Genomic DNA, 26,433 nt, shown 5'->3' on the forward strand with positions numbered 1-26,433 from the left:
GCAGGCCGCCGACATCGCCCGCTCGGCCACCGTCTCGGCCTCCACCGTCATCACGGCCGTGACCGGCACCGACGCGGCCTCCATCGAGATCTCCCCGGCCGGCGTGGCCGTCATCGCGCCGGACCCCGACGGGGTCCTGCAACACTGCAACCACTTCCTGGACAAAGACCTGGCGGTGGGGGAGCGGCACGCCACCGAGCGGCCCGGCACCTACGACCGCCTGCGCCACCTGCGCGACCACGTCGAGGAGCTGAGCGTCGACGACCTGAACGCGCGGGCGCTGGCCATGCTCGGCCACGCGCCCGTCGACGCGCCCGTCTGCGCCCACCCCGACCTCACCCAGCCGCTCAACCAGCGCTGGGAGACCCTGGCCACGATCGGGCTCGACCTGCCCGCCGGGCGGCTGCGGGTGCACCAGGGCGGGCCCTGCCAGGTCACCGAGGCGACCTGGCAGACGTTCTGAGTGTCGGGCGAAGCCCTATTTGAAGGCCGCGATGCCGGTCAGCGCCTTGCCGATGACCAGCGAGTGAATCTCGGACGTGCCCTCGTAGGTCAGCACGGACTCGAGGTTCACCGCGTGCCTGATCACCGGGTATTCGAGGGTGATGCCGCTCGCGCCGAGCAGTGTGCGGCACTTCCTGGCGATCTCCAGGGCCTCGCGCACGTTGTTCAGCTTGCCGACGCTCACCTGCTCGGGGGTGAGCGTGCCGGCCTCCTTCAGCCGGCCCAGGTGCACGGCCAGCAGCAGGCCCTTGCCCAGCTCCAGCGTCATGTCCGCGAGCTTCTCCTGGGTGAGCTGGTACGACGCCAGCGGCTTGGCGAACACCTCCCGGTCGCCGGTGTAGGCGATGGTCGTCTCCAGGCAGTCCAGCGCCGCCCCCATCGCCCCGAACACGATCCCGAACCTGGCCTCGTTCAGGCAGCCGAGCGGCCCGGACAGGCCCCTGGCGCCGGGCAGCATGGCGTCGGCGGGCAGGCGTACCCCGTCGAGCACCAGCTCGCTGGTCACGCTCGCGCGCAGCGAGATCTTGTGCTTGACGTCGTTGACCGTGAAGCCCGGGGTGCCCGCCGGGACCAGGAAGCCCCGCACGCCCTCGTCCGTACGCGCCCAGACCACCGCCACGTCCGACACCGAGCCGTTGGTGATCCACATCTTGGTGCCGTTCAGCACCCAGTCGCCGCCCTCGCGCTTGGCCGTGGCGCGCATGCCGCCGGGGTCGGAGCCGAAGTCGGGCTCGGTCAGGCCGAAGCAGCCGATGCGCTCGCCGGCCGCCATCGGGGGCAGCCACTCCTGCTTCTGCTCCTCGCTGCCGTACTTCCAGATGGCGTACATCGCGAGGGAGCCCTGCACCGACACCAGGCTGCGCAGCCCGGAGTCCGCGGCCTCCAGCTCCAGGCAGGCCAGCCCGTACGAGAGCGCGCCCATGCCGGCGCAGCCGTACCCGTCGAGGTGCATGCCGAGCACGCCGACCGAGCCGAGCGTGCGGGCCAGCTCCCGCGCGGGCAGTTCCCCGGCCTCGAACCAGTCCGCGACGTGCGGCCGGATCTCCCGGTCGCACACGCGCCTGACCGTGCTCCTGATCTCGCGTTCCTCCTCGGTCAGCAGGGTGTCGAGGGAGAACAGGGCGGTGGGTGCGATCATGACCTCTCCGTATTTTGGATCCAATATTGAAAATCCAATATTGCATAGTTAGGGTACTTTCTCCATGGACGTTCTGAATCTCATCGGTGGCCGCTGGGTCGAGGGAGAGGGCGAGGAGTTCGCCGACATCAACCCCGCACGGCCCTCCGAGGTCGTGGCGCGCGGGCGGTTCGCCTCCGTGCCCGAAGTGGAGCGGGCCGTCGACGCGGCCCGCTCGGCCGCTCCCGGCTGGGCCGCCACCCCGCACCACGACCGCGCCGCCGTGCTCAACGCCGCCGCCGCCCTGATCGACGCCAACGCCGAGGAGTGGGGCGCCGAGCTGGCCCGCGAGGAGGGCAAGACGCTGCCCGAGGCGGTCGGCGAGGTCAGGGGCGCGGCCCGCATCATGCGCTACTACGCGAGCGAGGCCGACCGGGAGAGCGGCGAGGTCTTCGCCTCGCCACGCCCCGGCGAGAAGGTGCTCGTCGTCCGCAAGCCCATCGGCGTCGCCGGGCTGATCACGCCGTTCAACTTCCCGATCATCATCCCGGCCTGGAAGATCGCCCCGGCGCTGACCTACGGCAACACCGTGGTGTGGAAGCCGTCGTCGCTGGTGCCGCTGCTGGCCTACCGGCTGGCCTGGGCGCTGACGTCGGCGGGCCTGCCGGACGGGGTGCTCAACCTCGTGTACGGCGAGGCCGACGCGGGCTCGGCCATCGTCGACCACCCCGGCGTGGACGCGGTGTCGTTCACCGGCTCCACGGCCGTCGGGCGGGCCGTCATCGCGCGCTGCGGCGAGCTGGGCAAGCCGGTGCAGACCGAGATGGGCGGCAAGAACGCCTCCGTCGTGCTCGCCGACGCCGACCTCGACCACGCGGCCGAGCAGGTGGTCCTCGGGGCGTTCCGCTCGACCGGGCAGAAGTGCACGGCCACCTCCCGGCTCATCGTGGCCGACCAGGTGGCCGACGAGCTGCTGGGGCGGGTCGCGGAGCTGGCCGGCCGGCTCGTCGTCGGCGACCCGCTGGACACGGGCGTGGAGATGGGCCCCCTGGTGAGCTCGGCCGCGCGCGAGCGGGTGTCGGCCGGGGTGACGCGGGCCGTGGTGGAGGGGGCCAAACCGCTGGCGGGAGCCTCCTCGCTGGAGCGTGAGGGCTGGTTCGTGCCGCCGACCGTGCTGGACCTGCCGGGGACGGGGGTGGACTTCTGGCGTACCGAGTTGTTCGGGCCCGTGGTCGGCGCCGTGCGGGCGGCCAGTGCGGAGGAGGCGCTCGGGCTCGCCAACCTCAGCGACCACGGGTTGTCGGCCGCCATCTTCACCCGGGACCTCGGGGTGGCGTTGCAGGCGGTCGAGCGGCTGGAGGTGGGGGTGCTGCACGTCAACTCGGAGTCGGCGGGGACGTTCCCGTACGTGCCGTTCGGCGGGGCCAAGCAGAGCGGGTACGGGCCCAAGGAGCAGGGACGGGCGGCCAGGGAGTTCTACACCCGGACGGTGACCGTCTACCTGGGCTCGCCGGCATGAGCGCTCTGTCGGGGCTGCTGGTGGCGGACTTCAGCAGGGTGCTGGCCGGGCCGTACTGCACGATGTTGCTGGCCGACCTCGGGGCGGAGGTGGTCAAGGTCGAGCGGCCCGGCGTCGGGGACGACACCCGCGCCTGGGGGCCGCCGTACGCCGGGGGCGAGGCCACGTACTTCCTCGGGGTCAACAGGAACAAGCGCTCGATCGCCCTGGACCTGCGGGAGGACGTGGAGGTCGCGCGGGCGCTGGCGGCGCGGGCGGACGTGCTCGTGGAGAACTTCAGGCCGGGGACGATGGAGCGGCTCGGGCTCGGCTACGAGGAGTTGCGTGAGCTCAACCCCGGGCTGGTGTACTGCTCGATCACCGGGTTCGGGTCGGGGGCCGGGGCGGGGCTGCCGGGGTATGACCTGATCATCCAGGCCGTCGGCGGGCTGATGAGCGTCACCGGCGAGCCGGACGGGCCGGGGACGAAGGCGGGCGTGGCGCTGGTGGACGTGATCACCGGGCTGCACGCGGCGCTGGGCATCATGGCGGCCCTGCGCCACCGCGACCAGACCGGCCAGGGCGGTCATGTCGACGGCGCGGGAGCGCCCGCCGCCGCGCAGCCCGCTGCTGGCGCGCGAGCGCCCGCCGCCGGGCAGCCCGCTGCCGGTGCGGAGGCGTCCGTCGCCGGGCAGCCTCTCGCCGGTGTCGGGCAGCGGGTGGAGGTCTCTCTCCTGTCGTCGCTGCTGTCGGCGCTCAGCAACCACTCCTCCGCCTACGCCGCCGCCGGGGTCGTGCCGCGCGCGATGGGCAACAGGCATCCGAGCATCGTCCCGTACGAGGTGTTCCAGGCCGCCGACCGGCCGATCGTGATCGCGGCCGGGAACGACCGCCAGTTCCGCGCCCTCTGCCACGCCCTGGACCGGCAGGACCTCGCCGAGGACCCCCGCTACGCCACCAACGCCGAGCGCGTGGCCGCCAGGGAGGGCCTGGTCGCGGACCTGACCGCGGCCCTCGCCAAGCGCACCGCCGACGAGTGGTTCGACCGGCTCACCGCCGCGGGAGTGCCGTGCGGCCCGATCAACGACCTGGCCGCCGCGTTCGCCCTCGCCGAGGACCTGGGCCTGGAGCCCGCCGTCGACCTCGACGGCGTCGGCCAGGTCGCGAACCCGCTGCGCATGAGCGCCACCCCGCCCTCCTACCGCCGCCCGCCACCGGCGCTCGGGCAGGACGAGGCGTGGGTTCGTGAGATATTGGGGCCGTGAGTCCGGACGAGGCACGACGCAGGCCCCCCACGGCCCAGCAGTTCGTGCTGGCCGAGCTGCGCCGCGCCATCACCACCGGCCGGCTGCGGCCCGGCGCCCCCATCCGGCAGGACGCGCTGGCCGAGGAGCTTCAGGTCAGCCGCGTCCCCCTGCGTGAGGCGCTCAAGACGTTGCAGGGCGAGGGCCTGGTCACCTACGAGGCCCACCGGGGCTATTTCGTGGAGACGCTCTCCCTCGACGACCTGCGCGAGGTCTACCGCATCAGGCATCTGCTGGAGGAGGAGGCCGTGCGCCGGGCCGTGCCCCTCCTCACCGACGCCGACCTCGGGCGGCTGGAGGCGGCCCAGGACGACGTGGAGCGGGCCGCCGGAGCGGGCGACGTGCTGGCCATGGCCACCGCCAACCGGGTGTTCCACATGACGTTGTTCGACTGCGCCGGGATGCCCCGCCTGGCCCGGCTGATCAGGACGCTCTGGGACGCGACCGACGCCTACCGGTCGATGTACTACGGCGACGCGGGCAACCGGGACCGCGTGGTCAAGGAGCACCGCGCCACCCTCGACGCCCTGCGCCGCAGGTCCGCCGACGAGGCCGTGGCCACGCTCAACGTGCACCGCGACCACGCGGTGGCCGAGCTGAAGCCCTTCCTGGAGAGCTAACGCAGCGTCAGGGCCGACAGGCGTTCGCCCTTGTGGTCGAGCAGGTCCGCCTCGATGCCGCCGCGCCTGGCCCGCCAGGCGACCGCCTGCAGGCCGTGCTCCGGGACCGCGATCTCCCGCTCCGCGATCCGTACCGTCCCCACCTCGGCCGACAGCCGTACGATGCCGAAGTTCACCCATTTGTACGGCCGCCGCAACCACGGCACGGGGCTGGCGTTGAACCGGGACCTCTCCCCGGCCAGCGCGCGCCCGTTGAGCAGGGCGGCCTCAGGGCGCGGGCCCAGCACGTCCTCGTCGGCGCCGCCGGCGGAGGTGATGCCGGCCCGCAGGTTCCAGCGCCCGCCGCGCTTCGGCGAGAGCAGCCAGACGTCGACCCAGAACTCCCCGACGTCGTCGAGCCGGGCGAAGGCCGTGGCGGCGAGCCGCTCTCCGACGTACAGGGAGAGCGGGGTGAACCGGTGCCGCCCCCCGAGCGTCTCCGGCAGCTCCTTCGGCAGGCCGTGCTCGATGAGCCGGCCGCTCTCGACGTCAGGGGTGTAGCCGAGGTACTCGGCGCGGTCCACAGGTCTCATCGTCGGTGCCTCGCCTTCCCAGAGGGGGAACCGGCTGCCGGTCGGTTGGCACATTCGGTTGGCGCATTCAGTTGGCGCAGGCGTCGCGGCAGCCGCCGAACCTGGCGGTGTCGGGCGCGGTGAAGGGCGTCTCCGCCGTTCCGTCCAGCGCCGCCCGCATCGAATCCTTCCAGATGGGGCCGGGGACGGTAGTGCCGGAGACGGTCGGGTATCGCTTGCCGCCGAGGCTGACGTCGGCCAGCCGGTGCTTGCGGACGTCGTCCGGGTGGCCGAGGGTGACGGCCGAGGCCAGGTCAGGGGTGTAACCGGCGTACGAGGCTGAGGTGTCGTTGTCGACGTTGCCCGTCATGCCCGCCGCGTCCCGGCCGAGGCCCTTGAGCGGGCTCCTGGCCAGTGCGCCCGTCAGCACGCCGGTCACCGCGTCGGCGACCGGCGCCTCCAGCGCCTGCTCGCACCGCGCCGGGAACGTGCGCGCGAAGCCCCCCTCGCCCCGGACCTCTGTGACCACCCTCGGAGCGCAGCGCTTGCCGTGGGCGGCGAGCGTGGCGTACGTGCCGGCCAGCGCGATCGGGTCAACCTCGTTGATCCCCAGCGCGAACGTCTCGTACTCCTGCAGCGGCATGCCGTCGGCCCGGCTCAGCCCGAGCCGGCGGGCCATCTCCACGCTCTGGCAGAGGCCGACCCGCTCGGTCAGCTTGAGGAAGAACGCGTTGTCGGTGGCCCGCGTGCCCGTCTCCAGGGTGGTGAAGTCACCCGGGGCGTTCGTGTCGTTGACGACGGAGTGCGTGGGGTCGCCGATGTTCTCGCCCCTGCAGTTCTTGAACGAGCTGTACTTCGGCGCCCGGTACTCGCGGCTGTGAGGGAGACCGTCGGCGTAGCGCAGGCCGTTCTCCAGGGCGGCGGCCAGCGTGTACACCATCGCCGTGCTGCCCTGCATGAGGCCGGGCGCGTTGCCGTGGCTGGTGGCCAGCGCCCTGATCTCGCCGGTGCCGGGCACGATCATCGCCTGGGCGGCCACGTGCTCGTCGTCGCGGCCGACGTGGGAGTCGATGCCCCGCTGGGCGGCCTCCTGCGTACGCGGGTCGATCGCCGTCCTGATCGTCAGGCCGGTGCCCTTCAGCAGGCCGGCGTTGCTCGCAAGCAGCTCCGCGCGTACGCGCTCGCACAGGTAGGGGAGCCGGCTGGCGCCGCAGTCGCCGGAGAACTGCTCCAGCACCGCGCCGTTGGCGTCGACGAGCACGCTCGGGCGCACCTGCGCGGGCGCGGCCACCAGGCGCTCCCTGGCCCGCGGCGCGCCGTCGTCCCTGGTGAGCAGGACGATCGCGGCGGCGAGCACACCCACAGCCGCGACGCACGCGGCAACGACACGTAACGGGGTCACCAGCGGAGCTTACGGCGGTGTGCGGCCCGCCGCGATGCCGTCGGGGACAAGCTTCAACTTATGCACGGGCCTCGCCGCGTTCGAGGAGGGATCTCAGCCGGTGGCCGGTGGGGCGGCGGTGCTGTTGCGCCTGATGAGGGTTGGGATCACCCACTCACGCTCCGCCGTGCCCGGCCCGTCCACGAGCGCGAGCAGCGAGGCCACCGCCCGGCGCCCCACCTCCTCGTGGTCCGGCCGCACGGTCGTCAGCGGCGGGATGAGGTAACCGGCCTCCGGGATGTCGTCGAAGCCGATGACGCTCACGTCCTCGGGCACCCGGATCCCACGCTCGTGGAAGGCCCGCAGCAGCCCCAGCGCCATGTGGTCGTTGGCGGCGAAGACCGCGCTCACCCCAGGGCGCTCGGCCAGCTCAAGCCCGGCCTGGTAGCCCGACTCCGCGCCCCAGTCGCCCACGACCAGCGGCGGCGCGGCGCGGCCCGCCGCGTCCAGTGTGGCCCGCCAGCCGTCGATCCTGGCCTGCGCGTCCAGCCGGTCGCGCGGGCCCGAGACGTGCCAGACGGTCTCGTGGCCCAGGTAGAGCAGGTGCTCGACGGCCATCCTGGCGCCCGCCGCCTGGTCGATGTGCACGCCGGCCACGATGTCGTCGGCCGCCTCCACGGTCACCGCGGGCACCCCCTCCGGCATGCTGAGCAGCGCCGTCGTGGAGGCCGCACGGGACGGGAAGACGATGATCACACCGGCCACGGCCTGCCCGGCGATCGTGGACATGGCGTCCACGATGCTGGAGCGGTCGCCGCTCTCCGGGGTGACGATCGTGACGCCGTAGCCGTCGTCGCGGGCGGCCCGGCCGATGCCCAGCAGCGTCGAGGCGGGCCCGAACAACACCGTGTCGAAGCTGACCACGCCGATCATGTGGGAGCGCTGGCGTACCAGACCCCTGGCCATGAGGTTGGGGCGGTAGTTGAGCTGCCGGATGGCCTCCAGCACGCGCTCCCTGGTGTCGGGGCGCACGTTGGGGTGGTCGTTGAGCACCCGTGACACGGTCTGGTTGGACACCCCCGCGAGCTGCGCGACGTCGCCGATCACCGCCGGGCGTGTCTTCCGCCGGGCACGTGCCACCTGGTCTTCCTCCCCGCTGAGGCCCTGTTGAGCCCCTGTTGAGAACGTTAGCAACTCCACCGCGCAGGCCGAATCCGCAGGCCAGGGCCATGTGCGGAGGCCGCACCACAACCCATCATGTTAACGTTCACGCGAGGTCAGCGCGCCCTGCGGACCCGCTCGGCCAGCTCCGCCACCGCGCCGACCAACTCCCTGCCGTTCAACAGGACGAGATCATTGTGCCCTGCTCCTGGCACCTCCACGGTCGTCGCGTCCGCGGCCTCCGCGACGGTACGGCTCAGGCGCGGGGGGACGATGGTGTCGGCGGTGCCGTACACGACGACGACCGGCGCGCGTACCTGGCTGATGGTCTCGGCGACGGGGAAGCGGTCGCGCAGGAGGGGGCGTACCGGGATGAAGGGGTAGTTGACCTGGCCGGCGGCGGCGAGGTCGGTGAACGGCGAGCGGAGCACCAGCCCGTCGGGCGAGTGCTCCAGAGCGAGCCCGGTCGCCACCGCGGCGCCCAGGCTCTCGCCGAAGTAGATCACCTGGGAGGTCTTGATCACGCCGCGGGCGGCCAGGGCGTCGAGGTGGAGGCCCTCCTCCGTGGGACTGCCCGGGTTGCCGCCGTAGCCGCGGTAGTCCATGAGCAGCACCGGCAGTCCGTACGCGGCCAGCGCCCTGGCCAGGGGAGCCCGGTGCAGCCGGTTGCCCGCGTTGCCGCCCATGACCAGCACGGTCACGTCGTGGTCGCCGGGGACGTACCAGGCGGTGAGCCTGATCCCGTCGCTCGTCGTGAACGAGACGTCGCGCGCCCCCGGGATCACCTCGCCCGCCGGCGGCACGGGGCCGCCGACGGGCAGGTAGATGAGCCGCCGCTGGAACACCCACAGCAGTCCGAGCAGCAGGATCAGCACCGCGGCGACCACCAGGCAGGCGCGCGTCAGCGTGGTCACCCACCCACGGTACGGCGTCCGCACGCGCCTGGGGTCGGCTCAGGCGATGGCATCCATCTGGGCTGGGCTCGGTTCAGGCGATGGCACGCGCCTGGGGTCGGCTCAGGCGATGGCGCCGGCCTGGACCACGTGGCGGATGTGTTTCGGGTCGGCCAGGGCGTCGATGTCCTCCAGTGGGTTCCCGTCGAGCACCAGCAGGTCGGCGTGCGCGCCCACGGCCAGGGTGCCCAGCTCGCCCGCCATCCCGACCAGCTCCGCCGCCCCCGTGGTGGCCGCCCTGAGCACGTCGATCGGCTGCTGCACCTCGGCCCGGAGGCGGAACTCCTGGTTCTGGTGCCGGTGCATGCCACCGAGCAGGTCCGTCCCGTACGCCAGCCGCACGCCGCCCCGAGCGGCCCGCTCCAGCGCGACCAGACCCGCTTCGAGCACCTCGTCCACCTTGCGCCAGCTCTGCTCGGACAGCCCGAACTCGCGGCCTTCCGCCTGGAGCGCCCAGTACGTCACCAGCGTCGGCACCAGGTACGCCTCGTGCCGCAGGAACAGCTCGACACTGGTGTCGTCGATCAGGTTGCCGTGCTCGATGGAGCGCACCCCGGCCTCCAGAGCCCGGTTGACGGCGCGGGCGGTGTAGGCGTGGGCGGCGACGTACCGGTTGGCGGCCTCGGCCTCCTCGACGGCCGCGCGCAGCTCGTCCATGGAGAACTGGGTCGAGTCGATGCGGTCGGTCGGGGACGCCACACCGCCGGAGGCCATCAGCTTGATGTGGTGCGCGCCCTTGCGCAGCTCGTCGCGGGCGGCGGCGCGTACCGCGTCCACGCCGTCCACCACCCGGCCCACGCCCGCGCAGCACGGGTGGTCGTCGTTCAGGTGCTCGCCCCGGCCACGGAAGTCGGCGTGGCCGCCGGTCTGGCTCAGCCCCTTGCCGCAGAACAGCAGGCGCGGGCCCCTGATGAGGCCCTCCGCCTGCGCGTCGGCCAGCCCGAAGTCCGCGCCGGAGGCGTCGCGGACCGTGGTGAAGCCCCGCTCCAGCATGTCGCCCATGGTGCGGGCGCTGTGAGCGGCGACGTACGAGGGGGACATGGAGCGCAGGGAGCCGAGGTTCGCGGTGGAGGCGGTCACGTGGACGTGCGCGTCGATCAGCCCGGGTACGACATGCGCGCCCGCGAGGTCGACCACCCGGGTGCCCTCGGGGGCCCGGAGCCCGTGCCCGGTCTCGGCGACGCGGCCCTCCGCGCAGCGCAGGTCGGCCTCGGTGTACTCGCCGGTGGTGACGTCGAGCAGCAGCGCGTTCCGCAGGAGCAGGCTCATGCGACGGCACCTCCGGCGTTCTTCGCGGCGGCGTCTGCGGTGTTCGTCGCGGCGGTGTCTGCGGCGTTCTTCGCGATGGCGTCTGCGGTGTTCGTCGCGACGGCGGCTGCGGCGTTCCTCGCGATGGTCTCGGCGACGGCCACCGACTGCTCGTCGTAGGTCCCCTCGGCGTCGAGGATGTTCAGGACGCCCAGCACCTCACCCTCCTTCCCGATCACGGGCACGTTGATGATGGAACCGCACCCCAGGCTCTCGATCAGCTCGTGGTCGGCGAAGATCTCCCGCACGGCGGCCTTGTCCCTGCCGAAGTACGGCCGCCGTCCCTCGACGCACGTGGCCAGCCAGTCCTGGGCGACCTCCACGGTCTTCTCGCCGCCGACCGGGTACTCCTCGGGATGGCTGCTGTGGACGCGGCGCAGGGCCCGTCGTTCCGGCACCCAGGCGAGCACGGTGAACAGGCGCACGCCCAGCTCCCTGCGTACCGTCTCCTCAAGCTCCGTCAGGTCGTTCACTTGGCCGCCTCCTCAGCGGTGGGTTCCGTCAGCTCTTCCAGTGATCGCCCGGCGGTGGCCAGGCCGAACACGACCACGCACACCACCCCGGCCACCAGCACCGCCGTCGTCAGCCCGAACACCCCGGCGAAGCCCAGGCTCGCGGCCGACAACCCGATGATCGTCGGGGCCAGGATGCTGCCGACCCGCCCGAACGCGCTCGACAGGCCGGTGCCGGTGGCGCGGATCCACGTCGGGAAGATCTCGGGGGTGTAGGAGTAGACGCCGGCGTACGTGCCGTTCAGGAAGAACGACAACACCGCGCCCGCGATCGTGATCGTGACGGGCGTGTCCATCTGCGACAACCAGAACGCGCTGACCGCCGAACCCGCGAGGTAGATCGCGATCGTGTTCTTGCGGTCCAGCAGCTCCGACAGCCAGGCACCGGAGAAGTACCCGGGGATCTGCGCCAGGTAGATGATGATCGAGAACTCGAAGCTCTTGGTGACGGTGATGCCGCGCTGCACGAGCAGCGTGGGGATCCAGGAGAAGAAGCCGTAGTACGAGAACGTGATTACGAACCACACCAGCCAGATCACCGCCGTGCGCTTGGCCATCACCGGGCTCCACAGGAACCGCAGGGCGCTCAGCAGGTTCACCTTCGGCGTCTCGGTCGCGGGGGCGACGGCGGCCTCCGGCACCGGCGGCAGGGCCTCGCCCGTGGCCCGCTCGACCTTCCGCTCCAGGTCGGCGACCACCGCCTCGGCCTCGCTCGTACGGCCCTGTTGCAGCAGGAACCTGGGCGACTCCGGCAGCGAGCGCCGCCACCAGAGCAACATCACGATCGGCAGCGCGGTGACCAGCTGCGCCACCCGCCAGCCGTCATCCATCGTCGGCACCACGAACCGCCCGATCAGCGCCGCCATCACGAAACCGAACGAGAAGAACCCGGCCAGCGCGCCGACGAACCAGCCGCGCCGCTTGGCGGGCACGAACTCCGACAGGAACGGCGCGATGATCGCACTCTCCGCGCCCGCCCCCGCTCCCGCCAGCACCCGGGCGCCCAGGAACACCTCATAGTTCGGGGCGAACGCGGCGATCACCGAGAAGACGGCGTAGAAGGCGAGCGCGTACATCATCACCTTCTTGCGCCCGATGCGGTCGCCGAGCAGCCCCGCCACGGTCGCGCCGAACAGGAACCCGAACGGCGTCGCCGAGCCGATGAAGCCGAGCTGGCCGTTGGACAGGCTCCAGGCTTCCTGGGCGCTCGGGAGCAGGAACGCGACGACGGCGGAGTCCATGCCGTCGAAGGTGTAGCCGAGGCCGCCTATCAGGAGGAGTACGTAGTGCGGACGGCTCAGCGGGAGCCGGTCCAGACGGGCCAACAAGGTCATCGAACACACCTTTCCCCAGGTCGTGGCCCTGCAAGTCGATTGCGAAGCAACATATAGTGCGAAATGATGAAATTGCAATGGTCTTTGCATGATGGGCTTGTTACAACCGCGTAGCATGTTCCTCAGCGGGGATCTTGTACCCAGGAAGGGGTCGTGTGACGGAGCGTCGCGCCACGGACGACTGGGACGACCCGCAGACCCGTACGGGCAGCGTCGGCGCCGGTCCGGACGGCTCAGAGGCTGTTCATGCGGACAGCTCCGAGGGCATTCGCGCGGACGGTCCCGGGGGTCTCCGTGCGGACGGTTCCGGGGGCATTCGTGTGGACGGTCCCGGGGGTCTCCGCGCGGACGGTCCCGAGGGTCCCCGTGCGGACGGCTCCGGGGGCATTCGTGCGGACGGCGTTGAGGCCGTCAGTGCGGACAGCTTTGAGGACTGGTTGCGCGGTCGGCTGCCGGGGCGGGGGTTGCGCGGGAAGTCGGCCGCCGTACTGGAGTTGCTGCTCTCACAACCGGGCCGGGCCTCGTTCGGGTCGGCGGGGGAGCTGGCCCAGCTCGCCGGCGTCAACGTCGCCACCGTCACCCGTACGGCACAGGCGCTCGGCTTCGCCGGCTGGCCCGCGCTGCAGCAGGAGCTGCGCGCCCGCTACCTGTCCTCACTCAGCGCCGGCCAGGTCGCCGCCGAACACCGGGGCACCGGCTCACCCAGCTCCCGCTCCCTCCGCCGCGACCTCGACAGCCTCGCACTCCTCAACCGGCGCCTGGACGAACGGGTCCTGCTCACGATCGCGGAGGCCATCGCGGCCGCCCGCCGCACGGTCATCGTCGCCGACGGAAGCTACGCCGCCGTCGGCCTGGCCCTCGCCCACAACGCCCGCCTAGCCGGCTACCCGGTCACGGCGGTTTCGGCGGGAGACTCGGAACTGGCCAACACGATGTCCGTGATCGGAGAGGGAGACGTACTGATCGCGATCAGCTTCTGGCGCCTGTACGAGAGCACGGTCCTGGCCGCCAACGAGGCCCGCTCACGAGGAGTCCGCGTCTTCGCCCTGACGGACGCGGCGAGTCCAGCCCTGGCCAGCGCGGCGGAGGAAGTGGTGATGGTCCCTGCGGAGGGCGAGGCCTTCTTCCCCTCCTTGACGGCAGGCATAGCCGTAGCCCAAGCCCTGGTCACCCAGCTGGCCGCCGTCAACCCTTCCCGTACGGGAACCTCGATCGAGGCGGCCGAGGCCATGTGGACCAAGTTCGGCCTCCTCCACCGCCGCCCCACCCACCCCAGGGACTCCGGAGACCCGGCGGAACCACACGGTCTTCCATGAACGGGGGCGCCACGCGCCATGGGATTCCAGACAGCGCCTCCCAGGGGGCTCACGCCCCCTTTCGAACCCCCGACAACCCCAGCACCCACCCGTGGGCCGGTTACACGGTGGGCCCGTATGCCCGCCCCGAATGGACCTCGCTTCCGCTCGGGCAGTTCTCTTTGAGGTGCCTGTAGGCGCAACCCTCGCCTTCGGCGTCGCAGGCCCTGACGGGAGCCGACCCCGTGCGGATCCGTCGGCCCGTGCGGATCCGTCGGCCCGTGCGGATCCGTCGGCCCGTGCGGATCCCGGCTACCCATGCGGCCGCCGAGATGGCGAACATCTCTGGACTGGGATGATCCGCCAACATGCCGAGCCAGCACGCCGCATCGCCCGTGAGCGACGGTGAAGGAGCCGGATCAGGCCTGATCGGGAACGACAGGTCGCCCCGCTCACACGCCCGCCGGGCCGCAACCCTGACCACTCTTCCCGGCCGTCCCCCCGTTGGCAGCCCGTACCGCCAATGGCTGTCCCGTCGTTCCCCGGCCCCGGTCTTGCTCACCGAACTCACTTCGCCGGGCTCGCCGGACGCGGACCTGGCACCGCGCCGAGCAGAACACGGCATCCGCGCGGCGCCGGCAGCGCGTGCACGGTGAAAGTCTGCGGCATTATTCCGTCGCCACTCAACCATCCGACCGACTGGAGTGTCCTTGGAGGCCGGAGGTACGAGTGGACGACCCGACGTTTGAGAGATTCGCGGCGCAGCGGCTGCCGGCGCTCTATCGCTACGCCATGGTCCTGACCCAGAACAAGCACGACGCCGAGGACCTGGTGCAGGAAGCGCTCACTCGAACTGGCCTGCGGTGGAGTGCGATCAGACGCAAGGACGACCCGGAAGGTTATGTCCGCACTGCCATGGTCCGCATCATGGCAAACCGCTGGCGGCGGCCAAAGCGTGAGGTGAGTGTGTCGGCTCCCCCCGAGCCCGCGGCGGAGGACGTGGGGCTGGAACGCCTGCTGGACGACGACGGCATCCGCTCCAGAATCGCCCGGCTGCCTCCACGCATGCGGGCCGTACTGGTGCTGCGTTATGTCGAGGACCGCGGCGATGAGGAGATCGCCCGGCTACTCGGCTGCAGCCGCGGGACCGTCAAGAGCCAGGCGTCGCGAGGACTCGCCCGGTTGCGTGAGGCCGTCAAGACCGAGGAGATCGAGCATGGATGACCTGGAACGCCGTCTTGCCGCGCTGCTCAGCGAGCCTTCCCCGGACGATCCGCCGCCCGGCCTGGCAGATCGGATCCACCGGGCGGTGGCCACACGCCGCAGGAACAGGCGGGCCTTGGCGCTGGCCGCCGCAGCGGGGGCAACGGCGGTGCTGGTGGCCGTGCCCCTGGCCGTACACGGCGGGAACGGCGACGCCGCATCGACGGCGAACCTGACCCCGACTCCCGCATCGACCGAGCCTTCCGAGCCGACGGTGACAGTGTCCAGGTGGCCCGAGCCGACCGTGACCAAGACCGTGACGCCCACCCCGGACCAGGCGAACATCCGCGTCCCTGCCGGAGTCCGCCTCGAACAGGCCCTGCGTCACCTCATGAACGTGACGAGCGTCGTGGACGTCGAGAGCCGCACGGCGCAGGGCAAGCCGTTCGTGCCCGCAGCGCTGGGCAGCGACGGGACGGTCCTGGGCGCGACGCCCGACGGGCGGGCGGCGGAGGTGGGCGCGAGTGGTGGCACGCCCGAGGAACTCGGCTTCCCGGCGCGGTCGGGGCTGGGGACGGCCACGGGCTTCCGTACCTGGACGGAGCCGAACGGCTCGGCGGCTGACCAACGGTGCCGCACGGTGGACGGAACCACGCGCACGATCAGCCCGCAGGGCACAGACCCCCAGGGACAGGTCTGGGTGGATGACGGCGTGATCGTCGGCAGCGACGTCATGCGGCAACCCTGGGTGGCCAAGGGATGCGCGCAGGTGGGTACGGTCGTCAAGGCCGGGGACCCGGCGAGCGGGGTGGCGGTGGCGTTCTCCTACCCATACGTGTTCACCGCCGACCGGGCGAACGACAAGGTGCTGCGTATCGTCGACGTCGAGACGGGGAGGGTGACGGCCGAGCATCCGCTACCAGAGGGGGTCCGCGCGCAGAGCATGGACGATCCGGACCAGAAGTGGTACGCGGCGGCGTCCGGGAAGTGGTTCGCCTGGGTGGCCGATTCCACGCTGCGGTGGGTGCCGCGCGACTCCTGGGGGCCGGTGTCCGCGCTGCCCGGAGTCCCGACGCCGGAGAAGGGCGTCTCTCCCTGGATGACGGCGGGCAACCGGCTCATCACCTACAACACTGGGGCCACCTCGTTCCTGCTCGATCCGGTCACCGGCACGCGATACAAGAGCCCGGCAGTCATGCTGGCGGCGGGCGACTGGCTGCTGTGGCAGAACGGCGACGGCTACCGTCTGGCCAACCTCCGTTGAGGTCTCCGGCAGGCGTTCTGCTGGTGCTCGTCATGATCCCCACGGTCGCGAACCTGGCCGGCGGCGGCCCAACGTACATCTGGACGCCGTCACTCCCCATGCCCCTCCTGCGCCTGGTCACAGAGGCGGGGCTGCTGGACGCCTGGTTGGTCGCCGATCTGCTCGCCGCCATCGGCGCGATCGGTGTACTCGCGGCGGCGGCCACGGCCGTGAGGGAGTACGCCGTGGCCGCAACACTGCTGGCCCTGGTCACCGCCGTCAGCCTCGCTGCCACGGCGACCGGCGCCCTGCTCCCCCTCTGCTACGCCCTCGTCTACACGGCCGGACTCGTGCTTGTACGGCGGGCGAGGCCCTTCTCCACCTGAGCGACCGGCTTCGTGTCGTCCCGTCGTTCCTCGACCCCGGACCTCACCAATGCGAGCGCTGTCACCATCGCGAGTGCGTTCGTGGAGTCTGGGGCGACCGGATCTCAGCCCGAGCTCGGCGACTCGTTTCCGTCCCGAATACCGAACCGCGGGGCCGACTCGCCGTCAGCTGCGGTAGCGGCGGGCGGCGGTGTCAGGGCTGACATCAGAACTGCGGCGATCTCGTCCCAAGTGGCTCCAGCCGCTCGGTCGGCGGTGACGGCCGCGGCCAGGACGGCGCGGGCCTGGGCGAGCAGGGGCAGCGCGGCGTTGGTGTAACCGGCGACGGGGCCGGGTGTCCAGCCGGTCTGCCGGGTGGGCGGAGCGAGGTCTTCCGCGTGCAGGTCGAGGGCCAGTTCCCGCCTCGACGCCGGACGCGCCGGGCGAAAAGCCACGGAAGGGAACTTGAGCTGTGGCCTTACCGTGACCGGTGTGGTCCTGGGTCCTGTGTTCTCCAGTCGCTGCGCGTCGGTGATCCGCCCGACCACCTCATCGGCGAAATCCGGGACGGGAGCGGCGCAGGGCACCTTGGCGAGGGCCTCCCGGTGCAGCCGTCTGGCTCGTCGCAGGTTGCGGCCCACGTTGGTGGCCACTCCCAGCAGCCATGGGCGCAGCGAACCGCCGTCCGGGTCGAGCCGTTCCCGTAATCGCCACACCTCCATGAACGTCAGCGACACCACGTCCTCGGCTGCCGACCAGTCACCGACCACCCAGTAGGCGTGGTTGTAGACGCTCGTGGCGTACTCGTCGAAAAGCTCGCCCAAGGCCTGTTGATCGCCGTCCCGTAGGCGGGCACGCATCTTCACATCCACACGGACTACTGTCGCGGGGACGTGGGCGAGTTCCCCGTCAGCCCCTTCCCGTTGCAGGAAGCGCGGTGGGGACCGGACAAGGCGGCTCGGACACGGCACTCATGATCGGCAGGCCCGCGCCAAACTGCCAGGTTCGATGGGGACGAACAGCCATGTCTGGCGTTGCTGAACATGACAGCGGAGCCTGCGGCCGGCCTGGGCATGCTCGTCCTCTGCCGTGACCTGCACCGGCTCAACATCCTGGCCACCTACCGCCTCTACGAGAACCGATAAGTCCTCAGCCGGCCTGACTACTCGGGACCGCGAGATCTTGCGTCCTGGCGGAGCTGACTGGCGACGTAGCTTGCACGATCTGTTCCATTCTCCTCGTGCCAGTTACTGGCGGTGCTGCCGGCGGCCCCGAGGAGGTCGGCGAGCATCTTCCAGTGAACAGCGCCGACCAGGGACAGCCAGGCTCCGTTTCGGGCGGTCCTTGCGCTGGGGACTCCGTGTTCGTTGAACGGCGTCACCTGGATCAAGCCGCTCGGCCGGTCCGTGAAGCGGTTCATCGCCCGTCGTCGCGCTTGGCAAGCTGATCGCCGACGTACAGCAGGGCGTGGACGATCGCGGGGATCTGGTCGGCGATGAGCTCGACCATCGCATTGGGGGTGTCGCTTCTGCCGTCGTAGGTGTTGTGTGCGGCGGCGAGTATGTCGAGCGCGTCCTGCTTGTGGTCCACGGGGCCGGAAGCTTCGCTCATGGTCACTTCTCTCTACGCGAGGAGTGTTACATGACCAGCTTATTCAGATGATCTATGGAAATGGCCCATGACCACCTCTCAACGATCATGAGTTGGTCGGATCCGGCAGGTTTGTCATCTGTGCGTCGACGCGTTCGCCGAGCAGTAGCGCAGCGACCGCCTCCGGGGCCTCATGCATCGCGTCGTGGCCGGTCGGGAGGTCGTGGACCTGCCAACCGGGATCGGCTTGGAGCCGGGTGCGGAGTTCAGCGAACGGCGTCCGGTGCTCCCAGCCTGAGCAGTAGACGAACTCGCGGCGGGGGACCTGGGCGAGCATGCCTGTGAGCCGGATCGTCTGCAGGAACGAGGCGAGGGGATGGGGACGGCGGCGCGGATCGCCGCCGGCCGGCGGTCGGACGGCGTAGCCGGTGGTCGCAGCGCCGGCGGCGAACGCTTCCCGGTAGCGCTCGGTCGTTGACGACCAGCACGACTCGCCATCGCGCGGTACGTAGGCGTCGAGATGCACCAGCCGCGAGATCCGGCCGTCAGCGCGATCGGCGGCGGCCGCGATCACCATCCCGCCGTAGCTGTGGCCGACCAGCGTCGCGCTGGTGATGTGGGTGCGATCGAGGAGTCGCAGTACGTCGTCGGCGTGCGTGTCGAGGTTGGCGGTCGCGACCGTCGCGTTGTCGTCGTCTGGCCGCAGACCGGTCAGGGTCAGGGCGTGAACGGCATGACCGGCACGCTCCAGCAGCGGAACCACCGCCTCGAACGACCAGGAGCCGTGCCAACCGCCGGGTACGAGGACGAACGTCGCCACGCGTTTCTCCGTCTCTCAAGCCGAGGGATACCCTTTGGCCGCCAACCTCCCTGATCGCCAGTGTGGCCGGCTCCTGCGGGGAGGCAGGCGGGACCGTCTGCCGATAGGCGTCCTCGATACCGTAGGTGCATGAGCGCGGTTCGGTACTGGCGTGACCCGTTGTGGGGCGGCGTCGACCTGATGTCGGCGACCTTCACCGGCGATCCCTTCGGCCGGCACCTGCACGACACGTACGCCATCGGCACCGTCGAGCAGGGCGTGGAGGAGATCGGCTTTCCAGAGGGCACACAGGGCACTGGTGTCGGGTCGATCGTGATGATTGACCCCGGAGTGGTGCACACCGGGCGGGCGCGTACCCCTGACGGATGGTCGTACCGGGTCCTTTACCCCCGGCCGGAGCAGGTGCAGGCCATCGCGAGGGAGGCCGGGGCCGGCGACGTCGTTCCGTCATTCCCGTCGCGGGCGGCAGACGATGAGGAGGCGTGCCGGTTGCTGCTGGTGGCGCATCGCGCGGCCGAGCAGGGCGCGCGGTTGTTGGCCGACTCGATGTTGCGGGTGCTGCTGGGCCGCCTGATCGACCGCTATGCCACGGGACGCGTGCGGACCCGCCGCCCCCGGGCCGGCGCCCGTGCCGCGGCTTTGGCCAGGGAGTTGTTGCACGCCTCGTCGGCCGACCCGCCGGACCTGGGCACGCTGGCCACGGCGGCCGGGTCGGAGCCGTTCGCGCTGTTGCGGGCCTTTCGCCGCGCGTACGGGCTGCCGCCGCACGCGTACGTCCTACAGCTACGCGTGCGGCGGGCCAAGTCGCTGCTCGCCCAGGGGGTCGCCCCGGCGGAGGTGGCGGTGTCGGTCGGGTTCTGCGATCAGTCGCACCTGTCACGGCACTTCCGCCGGGCGGTCGGCGTGACGCCGGGAGCGTACCAGCGAGGCGTCCGGGACGGCGGCGGCCTTACGGCGGGCGGCCTGTCGTGATCGATCAGTAGGTCGGCGGCGGACGCCGATCACGCTGGTCAGTCGGTGGCGACGCCGAGGAGATCGGTGAGCTGGCGGGGGTATCGGGGATGCCGGTGAGCCGGTGGCGGCATCGGGGATGTCGGTCAGTCGGTGGCGGCATCGATGATGCGCAGCGCCTCCTCCACCCTGTCCTTGCCGGTGCGGAAGCTCAGCACGCACATCCGCAGGTAGAACACACCGCCGACGGTCGTGCTCGACAGGTAGACGCGCTGAGTGGCGTTGATGTCGGCCAGGAACCGCCGGTTGCGCTCGTCGTCGCCGTCCCGCAGCCGGAACAGCAGGACGGTGAGGTCCGGCGGCCACGGCACGTCGAGGCGCGGGTCCGCGGAAAGCTCGCGATACACCAGGGCGGCCAGGTCGAGCTTGTCGTCGAGGGCGTCGGCGAAGGCCCGCACCCCGTGCAGGTGCAGCGGCAACCACAGCCGCAGGCCGCGGTAATCCCTGGTCAGGTCGATGCCGAGCTGACTGTAGTCGGGCAGGCCCTCGACCGAGCTGAGGTCCTGCAGATACTGCCCACCGCCCGCGTGGGCGGCGCGCAGCGCGGCCGGGTCCCGTACGAGCAGGACACCGGTCCCGTACGGCAGGAACAGGCTCTTGTGCGGGTCGAAGGTGATCGAGTCGGCCTCCCCGATCCCCTCCAGCAGGGCGCGTCCGCGCCCGGTGAGCTGGAAGCCGCCCCCGTAGGCGGCGTCCACGTGGAACCACAGGTCGTGCTCGCGCGCCAGGGCGGCCAGGACGCTCAGCGGGTCGATCGTGCCGGTGCTGGTGCTGCCCGCCGTCGCGGCGAGCAGGAACGGGCGCCGCCCGGCCGCCCGGTCGGCCTGGATCATGGCCGCCGCGGCGGCGGGGTCCATCCGCAGGTCCGGTGTGGTGGGCACGACGCGTACGCACCCGGCGGGCAGCCCGGCGATGTGCGCGGCCTTGGCCAGGCAGTAATGGGTGTGCTCGGTGACGTACAGGGTGCCGTCGCCGAACTCCGCGCCCAGCCGGTCGTGCCGGGCGGCCACCACCGCCGACAGCGTCGCCGCCGAGGCTCCGGTGGTGACCAGACCGCCCGCGCTCGCGGGCAGGCCGAACTGCGAGGCGAGCCAGGTCAGCACGCTCTCCTCCATCGCGACCAGCGCGGGCGCGGTCTGTGCCACCCCGGTGAAGCGGTTGGCAGCCTGGGCCAGGAGTTCGGCCAGCGCCGCGGAGACGAGGCCGCCCGCCGGGAAATAGGCCAGGTAACCGGGTCCCGAGGTGTCCACACCCTGCCCCGCCGCCTGGCGGAAGGTCTCCAGCAAAGCGGCGAAATCTCCGGGGCCGTCGGCCGGAGGACGGTGGACCCGCCGCGACAGCTCGGTGGCGGTCCGGTAATCGCTGGCGGGGGCGTGGGGCAGCGCGGCGATCTGGCGGACGACGAGGTCGAGGGCCTGGCGGCCGAGCTGCTCGATCATGGCGGGGGTCAGGTCAAGGGGGACGGCGGCGGGTTCTGTCATGCCGACACGGTAGGGATGCGGCATGCGATAGGGATTGGACGTAATTGCACGTTAAGTCGTCATCCCCGGCCGCATCCCTCCATGATTCCGGCCACCATCACACTCATCAGCTCCTGATCTTCCGCCCGCCCCGGTTCGTACTCCATGAGCCCGATCCCCACGACCTTGAACCGCTCACCCACCGCCTTGACCAGCGAAATGAGCTCATCGGCCACCAGCCCACCAGGCGTAGGACATCCCACGCTCTCGAAGAACCGTGGGTCGAGCACATCGAAGTCGATATGGAGATAGACAACGGAGTCGTCGGCCGTAGCACGATGCTCGCCTCCGCAAGCCTCGATCGCCTCGACCAGAGCCCTCGGGTCCACCACCGGCGGCAGCTGCCGAATTCCGTGCCCCTCGACGAACGACGCCTCATGAGGATCAAGATCCCGTACGCCCGCCAGCACGATCTGCCCGGCATCCAGCGGCTCATCGGCCACCAGCCCCGCAGGTCCTTCGCCGGTCAGCGCCCGCAACACCATCCCGTGATAAGCCCCCGAAGGGGAGGAGTCCGGCGTGTTCAAATCCCCATGAGCGTCGAACCAGACGACGACCAGCCGATCCCCGTACCGTTTCCGGGCCGCTGCCACCGGCGCCAACTCGACACCGCAGTCCCCGCCGACGGTGACGATCAGCTCACCGGAAACCCCCTCGACGGCCGCACGAACTTTGGCCGCGGTCGCAGCGAGATCATCGTCAACCTCGACACGTACTCGCTGATCGCCCCCGACCAAGCCGGCAAGCAGCCGAGCCCCTTCCTTCAGCCGCTCCGCCGTGACGGCCCCGGACCCGCGCCACTGAGGCACCTCAACCACTGCCACCTTCGCCACCACGTCCCCCTCGTCTCTCAACGGCCTGCCCAGTATGCCCATCACCAGGGAGGAAGCGTTGCCGGGCTCAGATCACTGTCCGGCCGTCCGGGGCGAAATCTGCACGTGGCGCATGCGACCCTGTCGGCACCAACACCATGATCATGGTTCATGAGGGCATGCCTTGACCGGTTTCGCGACGTGCGGCCGGGGCCAGCATGGCCAGGTACCCACGGAAAACCACGGTCATCTCCCCGCTCCGGAAGACCTCCGCAAGCGTCCGCCGGCACCAGTCGCGCGCCTGCTCGGCGCTCTCGTCCCCGCGCGCGATGGCGCTGTCCACGCTGACCTCGCCCAGCACGTAGCGGAGGTAGTCGTCGAGTGTCATCGGTATCGGAATCTCGACGTCGGTGTGGTCGAGCAGGCGCAACCCCGTCCCGGCGAGAGGCAACTCCTGTACGGCCAGCGGCCGCCACCCAGGCGGCGATGGAAACCGCCGCTCGAACGAGGTGAACCACGTCGCCAGTGCGTCACCTGCCGGCGAGGACCGGCCTTTCGAGAAGTCGTACAGGAGGAAGACCCCGTCCGGGGTCAGGACGCGGGCCACTTCGGCGAGGGCCGGCGGAAGGTCGGCGTAGTTCAGCGACCCGGCGGCGGCGACCAGGTCGAACGACGCTGCGGCGAACGGCAGCCCCTCCGCCGCGCCGATGACGAATCGAGCGGATGGCGCGACGGATCGCCGGTGCACGAGCATCGCCGGGGCGGGCTCCAGGCCGATGACGCGCTCGGCCAGTGGCGTGAGCGCGGCAGTGGACACGCCGGCCCCGCACCCGATGTCCAGTGCTCGCCCGGCCGGACGCTTGAGCCGAACCGACTTGAGGATCTGCTGATGCACCGCAGGACGGTCGAAGGCATAACCTGCCGCCAGCCGTTCGCTGTCGTAGACGCTTGTAATGGCTTCGTTCCGGTATCTGTACTGGAGGTTGCGGAGCCTGACTCCGAACTGGCTCCTCACATCGTTGTAGAGCCCTGAGGAGTCATTCTCGCCGAGTACGACAGAATGGCAGTAGCGGGAGTAAATCTCACCACCCCGTTCATTGATGGCGATAATTGCATTCTACCTGCTCAATGCACCACGTGGCCACGGCCCCGTCACCATGCGCGACGCGAGGCAGAGGGCCAACATGGGAGTTAGGAACGGATGTCGAATTCTCCGACCCTGACGCCGTCAATGAACGCCTTCCACTCATTATGGTTGAAGAACAGTTTGGGGCCATCCGGATCCTTGCTGTCGCGAACGGCGACCACTCCCGGAAGGTTCGTCGCGACCTCCACACACTGGCCGCCGTTATCCGAAGAACGCGATGACTTCCGCCAAACGGCGGCACTCAGATCCATGCGCGTCTCGCTTCCTCGATCTTCTGGAGGGATACGCGCTCAGGATATGCCCACAGCCTGATCGCCTCATACCGCCGCCAAATGGACGCCACGACATCACGGTCCGTCGTGATGTGCGCCTGCGTCGGCGAGTCTGAACTGACGACATCAGGTTGGTCGTTCGGCAGCTCGGCGATCATGAAGGCCCCGGCCAAGCCGGCTACGCATTCCCGATCAACGACTTGGATGAAAACGCCAGGTCGCTGGGCCTTCTTCAGCAGATGATCCAGTTGCTCACACATCACTTCTGGACCACCGAGACTACGGAACAGCACGCCCTCGTCGAGGAGGATCAGCAGCATGGGCGGTTCCTTCCGATCGAGGATGCGCTGCCGCCGCATCCGGGCTTCGACACGTTCGTCTACCTCTTCAGGCGCGATTTGTGGCCCATGGCTGAAGATGTGCCGGGCATATGCCTCGGTCTGCAGGAGGCCCGGAACAAGCAGGGGATCCCACGAGCGCAGCACGAGGAGACTGGGCTCGATCTCCTCAGCCCAGTTCCGGAACCAGGGCGGACTGCCCGGCTGGGTGACGATGCGCTCGTAGAGCCTGGCGAAGGAGATGCCCCCGGACGCGCCGAAGAGCAGGTCCAGCCGCTCGGCGTCTGACCGCGAGGGCGTTCGGGTCGCCTTCTCCAGTCTGCACACCTGCGTCTGCGTGCACCCCAGTCGGGCTGCCACCGCCGCCTGGGACAGCTCTGCGACCTCCCGCAGTCGCCGCATCTCCGCGCCGAACCGCACGCGAGGGGACTCCGGGTTGAGAGACGGCACAACGTCCATGACATTTCCCCTCTTATTAGAGAAAAACGGAAATTCTCTTGGAGTCGATGACACCTTTAAACCACACCTGACCGGCATCTGTCATTAGTCATGCTGTCTTGGCCTGGGCAATTGGTCGCCCGCTGCGCCACCGAGAAGGCACGCTGAACGAACACCTTCTTTTCAGCGGCAGACACAGAAGCCTGCCCACCACATTCGTCGGTCGAGTCTGAATAACCCGACAGCGTTATTCAGCGCTCAGCCGTACACGCCGGTAAGCAGCCGGGAGGCGGAGGCATGACAGAGCGCGAAGAGTACGAAAGATACGGTCACCTCACCCGCCTGGGCTGGGACTTGCACGCCCGCGGTATCGCCGTCTCGCTGGTCATGCCCGTGGCCGGCGACCCGGTGCTGGAGATGCTCGGCAAAAACGGCACCGAACTCCTCATCGCCGCGGAGGTGAGCGCATGAGAGGGCAGCTTCCCCGTGACAGGACCGATCCAGCATTCCCGAAAGCGTCGCACATGACCGGGCTCAGAGAATTCCCGGCGACGGGAATATCCGTTCCCGCGGCCCGCGACTGGGCGCGCTCCCTGCTGTCTCTCGGCGTTCCCGCACCTGTCCTCGATGACGCGCTCCTCTTGCTCAGCGAAGTCGTCACCAACGCCATCACCCACTCCGACTCCGGATGCGTCCCCACCGGCAAGGTGACGATCCAGATTCTCCGCATGGGTACGACCGTCCAGGTGGAGGTGACCGACGCCGGCTCGTCCACCAGTGCCCCCGTAGTGCGCGCCCCCGCTCTCGACGACGACACGGGTCGCGGCCTGTGGATGGTGGACATGCTCGCCGACGCGTGGGGATTCGAACACGACGAGAACGGCGCATCGGTATGGTTCCGGTTGACCGGACGCGAGCGTCAGGAAAGTGGCAGACTGTGACCATGCGGCCACCCCGAGCGAGATACTTCAACACCACCGGCCCATGCGGCCCCCAGCATCACTACATGCTGCCCCCCACGCAGCGGCTGCCGCAGGCGCGCGAGCTCATCGAGATGGATCGCTACTTCGTGCTGCACGCGCCCCGGCAGACCGGCAAGACGACCGCGCTAGGCACGCTGGCGTCCGAGCTGACCGCCGAGGGCGACACCGTCGCCCTGATGTTCTCCTGCGAGCGTGCCAAGTCGGCCGGCGACGACTATGCCGCCGCGGAGACGATTCTGCTGAAGTCCCTTCGCCAGGCCACCGAGTGGGCGGGATGGCCAGAGGAACTACTGCCGCCGGACCCCTGGCCGGAGGCTCCGGCGGGAACCCGGTTCGGTTCGGCGCTGACCGAGTGGTGCCACCGCAGCCCGCGCAGGATCGTGCTGTTCCTCGACGAGATCGACGCTCTCCAGGGCAACAGCATGGTCAGCATTCTCAGCCAGCTCCGCGACGGTCACAATGCGCGGCCGGGGGGTCGGCCGTTTCCCACGTCCGTGGCTCTGTGCGGGTTGCGCGACCTGCGTGACTACAAGGTCGCCTCGGGTGGCGACCCCGGCCGGACGAACCCCGCCAGCCCGTTCAACATCATCGCCAAGTCGCTTCGCCTGGGCGACTTCACCACCGACGAGATCGCCGAGCTGTACGACCAGCACACGCAGGCGACCGGGCAGGAGTTCACCAAGGACGCGGTGGATCGGGTCTTCGAGCTGACGCAGGGACAACCGTGGCTGGTCAACGCCCTCGCCAACGAGGTCGTGGTCGACATGAAGGTGAGCGGCACCATCAACACCGCACAGGTGGATGAGGCCAAGGAGCGGTTGATCCGGGCGCGCGCCACCCATCTGGACGCCCTCGTGGCGCGGTTGCGCGAACCACGGGTGGAACGGGTGATCGAACCCATCCTGGCGGGAATGTGGCCAGACATGGACACGTCCTTCGACGATGACGTCTCCTACGTTCACGATCTGGGTCTCATCCGAGGGATCAGGGATCTGGAGATTGCCAACCCGGTTTATCGGGAGGTCCTGCTACGGGTCCTGGGCGCTCGCACGGAGCGGTTCGTGAAGGCCGATCCGCACAGCTTCGTGCTGCCGGACGGCCGTTTCGACCTGCCGCGCCTGCTGCGGGAGTTCGTCGTGTTCTGGCGCGAGCA

28 protein-coding genes are annotated in these 26,433 nt (G+C 70.2%); 12 read left to right on the forward strand and 16 right to left on the reverse strand.

All coding sequences use genetic code 11. The features are described from left to right. Positions 1-463 (forward strand): C45 family peptidase (locus tag ACFPZ3_RS08965; RefSeq protein ID WP_465263546.1); only part of this gene is annotated, 463 nt, incomplete at its 5' end. 15 nt (positions 464-478) lie between these two features. Here the strand turns inward: ACFPZ3_RS08965 and ACFPZ3_RS08970 are convergent. Continuing rightward, complete coding sequence (locus ACFPZ3_RS08970) at positions 479-1,642, reverse strand: acyl-CoA dehydrogenase family protein (protein ID WP_379513508.1); 1,164 nt, start codon at positions 1,640-1,642, stop codon at positions 479-481. A 64-nt stretch (positions 1,643-1,706) separates the two neighbouring features. Between ACFPZ3_RS08970 and ACFPZ3_RS08975 the strand changes: the two genes are divergently transcribed. Genes ACFPZ3_RS08975 through ACFPZ3_RS08985 form a run of 3 tightly spaced genes read left to right on the forward strand, consistent with a single transcriptional unit; the run spans position 1,707 to position 5,043 of the window. Continuing rightward, a complete protein-coding gene (locus tag ACFPZ3_RS08975; protein WP_379513509.1) occupies positions 1,707-3,140 on the forward strand; it encodes an aldehyde dehydrogenase family protein in 1,434 nt (477 codons plus the stop codon). Beyond that, complete coding sequence (locus ACFPZ3_RS08980; RefSeq protein ID WP_379513510.1) at positions 3,137-4,384, forward strand: CaiB/BaiF CoA transferase family protein; 1,248 nt, start codon at positions 3,137-3,139, stop codon at positions 4,382-4,384. Before ACFPZ3_RS08975 ends, ACFPZ3_RS08980 begins: the two co-directional genes overlap by 4 nt. After that, complete coding sequence (locus tag ACFPZ3_RS08985) at positions 4,381-5,043, forward strand: GntR family transcriptional regulator (RefSeq protein WP_379513511.1); 663 nt, start codon at positions 4,381-4,383, stop codon at positions 5,041-5,043. The genes ACFPZ3_RS08980 and ACFPZ3_RS08985 overlap by 4 nt, the downstream gene beginning before the upstream one ends. On the opposite strand, the gene ACFPZ3_RS08990 is transcribed toward ACFPZ3_RS08985, so the two are convergent. From ACFPZ3_RS08990 to ACFPZ3_RS09020, 7 genes are all read right to left on the reverse strand, one after another. Continuing rightward, complete coding sequence (locus ACFPZ3_RS08990; RefSeq protein ID WP_379513512.1) at positions 5,040-5,615, reverse strand: hypothetical protein; 576 nt, start codon at positions 5,613-5,615, stop codon at positions 5,040-5,042. The two genes, ACFPZ3_RS08985 and ACFPZ3_RS08990, sit on opposite strands and share 4 nt — an antisense overlap. Before the next feature lie 67 nt (positions 5,616-5,682). Next, the gene (locus ACFPZ3_RS08995; protein WP_379513513.1) at positions 5,683-6,996 is read right to left on the reverse strand and encodes a hypothetical protein; all 1,314 of its coding nucleotides are present in this window, start codon (positions 6,994-6,996) and stop codon (positions 5,683-5,685) included. Positions 6,997-7,089: 93 nt separating this feature from the next. Next, positions 7,090-8,115 (reverse strand): LacI family DNA-binding transcriptional regulator, encoded by a 1,026-nt coding sequence (locus ACFPZ3_RS09000; protein ID WP_379513514.1) that lies wholly within the window; start codon positions 8,113-8,115, stop codon positions 7,090-7,092. A 137-nt stretch (positions 8,116-8,252) separates the two neighbouring features. Further along, entirely contained in the window at positions 8,253-9,050 is a 798-nt protein-coding gene (locus ACFPZ3_RS09005; protein ID WP_379513515.1) for an alpha/beta hydrolase, read from the reverse strand. A gap of 102 nt (positions 9,051-9,152) precedes the next feature. Continuing rightward, positions 9,153-10,358 (reverse strand): metal-dependent hydrolase family protein, encoded by a 1,206-nt coding sequence (locus ACFPZ3_RS09010; RefSeq protein ID WP_379513516.1) that lies wholly within the window; start codon positions 10,356-10,358, stop codon positions 9,153-9,155. Next, positions 10,355-10,870, reverse strand: a complete 516-nt coding sequence (locus tag ACFPZ3_RS09015; RefSeq protein ID WP_379513517.1) for a GAF domain-containing protein — start codon at positions 10,868-10,870, stop codon at positions 10,355-10,357. The genes ACFPZ3_RS09010 and ACFPZ3_RS09015 overlap by 4 nt, the downstream gene beginning before the upstream one ends. Then, positions 10,867-12,243 (reverse strand): MFS transporter, encoded by a 1,377-nt coding sequence (locus ACFPZ3_RS09020; RefSeq protein ID WP_379513518.1) that lies wholly within the window; start codon positions 12,241-12,243, stop codon positions 10,867-10,869. The genes ACFPZ3_RS09015 and ACFPZ3_RS09020 overlap by 4 nt, the downstream gene beginning before the upstream one ends. A gap of 155 nt (positions 12,244-12,398) precedes the next feature. On the opposite strand from ACFPZ3_RS09020, the gene ACFPZ3_RS09025 reads away from it, so the two are divergent. The 4 genes from ACFPZ3_RS09025 (at position 12,399) to ACFPZ3_RS09040 (ending at position 16,370) form a co-directional block, all read left to right on the forward strand. Further along, positions 12,399-13,559, forward strand: coding sequence for an SIS domain-containing protein (locus ACFPZ3_RS09025; RefSeq protein ID WP_379513519.1), 1,161 nt, complete (start codon positions 12,399-12,401; stop codon positions 13,557-13,559). 708 nt (positions 13,560-14,267) lie between these two features. Then, on the forward strand, positions 14,268-14,762 hold the full coding sequence (locus tag ACFPZ3_RS09030) for a SigE family RNA polymerase sigma factor (protein WP_379513520.1): 495 nt from the start codon (positions 14,268-14,270) through the stop codon (positions 14,760-14,762). After that, the gene (locus tag ACFPZ3_RS09035) at positions 14,755-16,005 is read left to right on the forward strand and encodes a hypothetical protein (RefSeq protein WP_379513521.1); all 1,251 of its coding nucleotides are present in this window, start codon (positions 14,755-14,757) and stop codon (positions 16,003-16,005) included. The genes ACFPZ3_RS09030 and ACFPZ3_RS09035 overlap by 8 nt, the downstream gene beginning before the upstream one ends. A 32-nt stretch (positions 16,006-16,037) precedes the next feature. Further along, positions 16,038-16,370 carry a hypothetical protein gene (locus tag ACFPZ3_RS09040; RefSeq protein ID WP_379513522.1) on the forward strand — a complete coding sequence of 111 codons (333 nt, stop codon included), beginning with the start codon at positions 16,038-16,040 and terminating at the stop codon, positions 16,368-16,370. 104 nt (positions 16,371-16,474) lie between these two features. On the opposite strand, the gene ACFPZ3_RS09045 is transcribed toward ACFPZ3_RS09040, so the two are convergent. The 3 genes from ACFPZ3_RS09045 to ACFPZ3_RS09055 all read right to left on the reverse strand — a co-directional run bounded on the left by ACFPZ3_RS09045 (position 16,475) and on the right by ACFPZ3_RS09055 (position 18,759). Next, positions 16,475-17,173, reverse strand: a complete 699-nt coding sequence (locus ACFPZ3_RS09045; RefSeq protein WP_379513523.1) for an RNA polymerase sigma factor — start codon at positions 17,171-17,173, stop codon at positions 16,475-16,477. 592 nt (positions 17,174-17,765) lie between these two features. Continuing rightward, positions 17,766-17,960, reverse strand: a complete 195-nt coding sequence (locus tag ACFPZ3_RS09050) for a hypothetical protein (protein WP_379513524.1) — start codon at positions 17,958-17,960, stop codon at positions 17,766-17,768. 85 nt (positions 17,961-18,045) lie between these two features. Next, a complete protein-coding gene (locus tag ACFPZ3_RS09055) occupies positions 18,046-18,759 on the reverse strand; it encodes an alpha/beta fold hydrolase (protein ID WP_379513525.1) in 714 nt (237 codons plus the stop codon). Between the two features lie 129 nt (positions 18,760-18,888). On the opposite strand from ACFPZ3_RS09055, the gene ACFPZ3_RS09060 reads away from it, so the two are divergent. Beyond that, positions 18,889-19,731, forward strand: a complete 843-nt coding sequence (locus tag ACFPZ3_RS09060; RefSeq protein ID WP_379513526.1) for a helix-turn-helix domain-containing protein — start codon at positions 18,889-18,891, stop codon at positions 19,729-19,731. Between the two features lie 125 nt (positions 19,732-19,856). On the opposite strand, the gene ACFPZ3_RS09065 is transcribed toward ACFPZ3_RS09060, so the two are convergent. The 5 genes from ACFPZ3_RS09065 to ACFPZ3_RS09085 all read right to left on the reverse strand — a co-directional run bounded on the left by ACFPZ3_RS09065 (position 19,857) and on the right by ACFPZ3_RS09085 (position 24,318). Next, positions 19,857-21,251 carry a pyridoxal phosphate-dependent decarboxylase family protein gene (locus tag ACFPZ3_RS09065; protein WP_379513527.1) on the reverse strand — a complete coding sequence of 465 codons (1,395 nt, stop codon included), beginning with the start codon at positions 21,249-21,251 and terminating at the stop codon, positions 19,857-19,859. 59 nt (positions 21,252-21,310) lie between these two features. Continuing rightward, on the reverse strand, positions 21,311-22,126 hold the full coding sequence (locus ACFPZ3_RS09070) for an arginase family protein (RefSeq protein WP_379513528.1): 816 nt from the start codon (positions 22,124-22,126) through the stop codon (positions 21,311-21,313). A 145-nt stretch (positions 22,127-22,271) separates the two neighbouring features. Then, positions 22,272-22,997, reverse strand: a complete 726-nt coding sequence (locus tag ACFPZ3_RS09075; protein WP_379513529.1) for a class I SAM-dependent methyltransferase — start codon at positions 22,995-22,997, stop codon at positions 22,272-22,274. A gap of 296 nt (positions 22,998-23,293) precedes the next feature. Then, entirely contained in the window at positions 23,294-23,500 is a 207-nt protein-coding gene (locus ACFPZ3_RS09080) for a DUF397 domain-containing protein (RefSeq protein WP_379513530.1), read from the reverse strand. Beyond that, positions 23,491-24,318 carry a helix-turn-helix domain-containing protein gene (locus ACFPZ3_RS09085; RefSeq protein ID WP_379513531.1) on the reverse strand — a complete coding sequence of 276 codons (828 nt, stop codon included), beginning with the start codon at positions 24,316-24,318 and terminating at the stop codon, positions 23,491-23,493. The genes ACFPZ3_RS09080 and ACFPZ3_RS09085 overlap by 10 nt, the downstream gene beginning before the upstream one ends. 276 nt (positions 24,319-24,594) lie before the next feature. On the opposite strand from ACFPZ3_RS09085, the gene ACFPZ3_RS09090 reads away from it, so the two are divergent. From ACFPZ3_RS09090 to ACFPZ3_RS09100, 3 genes are all read left to right on the forward strand, one after another. Beyond that, positions 24,595-24,768 (forward strand): hypothetical protein, encoded by a 174-nt coding sequence (locus ACFPZ3_RS09090; RefSeq protein WP_379513532.1) that lies wholly within the window; start codon positions 24,595-24,597, stop codon positions 24,766-24,768. 53 nt (positions 24,769-24,821) lie between these two features. Next, a complete protein-coding gene (locus tag ACFPZ3_RS09095) occupies positions 24,822-25,238 on the forward strand; it encodes an ATP-binding protein (RefSeq protein ID WP_379513533.1) in 417 nt (138 codons plus the stop codon). A 65-nt stretch (positions 25,239-25,303) separates the two neighbouring features. Then, positions 25,304-26,433 (forward strand): AAA family ATPase (locus tag ACFPZ3_RS09100; protein ID WP_379513534.1); only part of this gene is annotated, 1,130 nt, incomplete at its 3' end.

It is taken from the genome of Nonomuraea insulae, from assembly GCF_042656245.1.

Excerpts from the sequence above, each read along its gene's own strand:
- ACFPZ3_RS08970 (WP_379513508.1), bottom strand. The coding sequence starts at position 1,642 with ATGATCGCACCCACCGCCCTGTTCTCCCTCGACACCCTGCTGACCGAG.
- ACFPZ3_RS08975 (WP_379513509.1), top strand. The coding sequence starts at position 1,707 with ATGGACGTTCTGAATCTCATCGGTGGCCGCTGGGTCGAGGGAGAGGGC.
- ACFPZ3_RS08980 (WP_379513510.1), top strand. The coding sequence starts at position 3,137 with ATGAGCGCTCTGTCGGGGCTGCTGGTGGCGGACTTCAGCAGGGTGCTG.
- ACFPZ3_RS08990 (WP_379513512.1), bottom strand. The coding sequence starts at position 5,615 with ATGAGACCTGTGGACCGCGCCGAGTACCTCGGCTACACCCCTGACGTC.
- ACFPZ3_RS09010 (WP_379513516.1), bottom strand. The coding sequence starts at position 10,358 with ATGAGCCTGCTCCTGCGGAACGCGCTGCTGCTCGACGTCACCACCGGC.
- ACFPZ3_RS09020 (WP_379513518.1), bottom strand. The coding sequence starts at position 12,243 with ATGACCTTGTTGGCCCGTCTGGACCGGCTCCCGCTGAGCCGTCCGCAC.
- ACFPZ3_RS09035 (WP_379513521.1), top strand. The coding sequence starts at position 14,755 with ATGGATGACCTGGAACGCCGTCTTGCCGCGCTGCTCAGCGAGCCTTCC.
- ACFPZ3_RS09040 (WP_379513522.1), top strand. The coding sequence starts at position 16,038 with ATGATCCCCACGGTCGCGAACCTGGCCGGCGGCGGCCCAACGTACATC.
- ACFPZ3_RS09050 (WP_379513524.1), bottom strand. The coding sequence starts at position 17,960 with ATGAGCGAAGCTTCCGGCCCCGTGGACCACAAGCAGGACGCGCTCGAC.
- ACFPZ3_RS09060 (WP_379513526.1), top strand. The coding sequence starts at position 18,889 with ATGAGCGCGGTTCGGTACTGGCGTGACCCGTTGTGGGGCGGCGTCGAC.
- ACFPZ3_RS09065 (WP_379513527.1), bottom strand. The coding sequence starts at position 21,251 with ATGACAGAACCCGCCGCCGTCCCCCTTGACCTGACCCCCGCCATGATC.
- ACFPZ3_RS09080 (WP_379513530.1), bottom strand. The coding sequence starts at position 23,500 with ATGGATCTGAGTGCCGCCGTTTGGCGGAAGTCATCGCGTTCTTCGGAT.
- ACFPZ3_RS09085 (WP_379513531.1), bottom strand. The coding sequence starts at position 24,318 with ATGGACGTTGTGCCGTCTCTCAACCCGGAGTCCCCTCGCGTGCGGTTC.
- ACFPZ3_RS09090 (WP_379513532.1), top strand. The coding sequence starts at position 24,595 with ATGACAGAGCGCGAAGAGTACGAAAGATACGGTCACCTCACCCGCCTG.
- ACFPZ3_RS09095 (WP_379513533.1), top strand. The coding sequence starts at position 24,822 with ATGACCGGGCTCAGAGAATTCCCGGCGACGGGAATATCCGTTCCCGCG.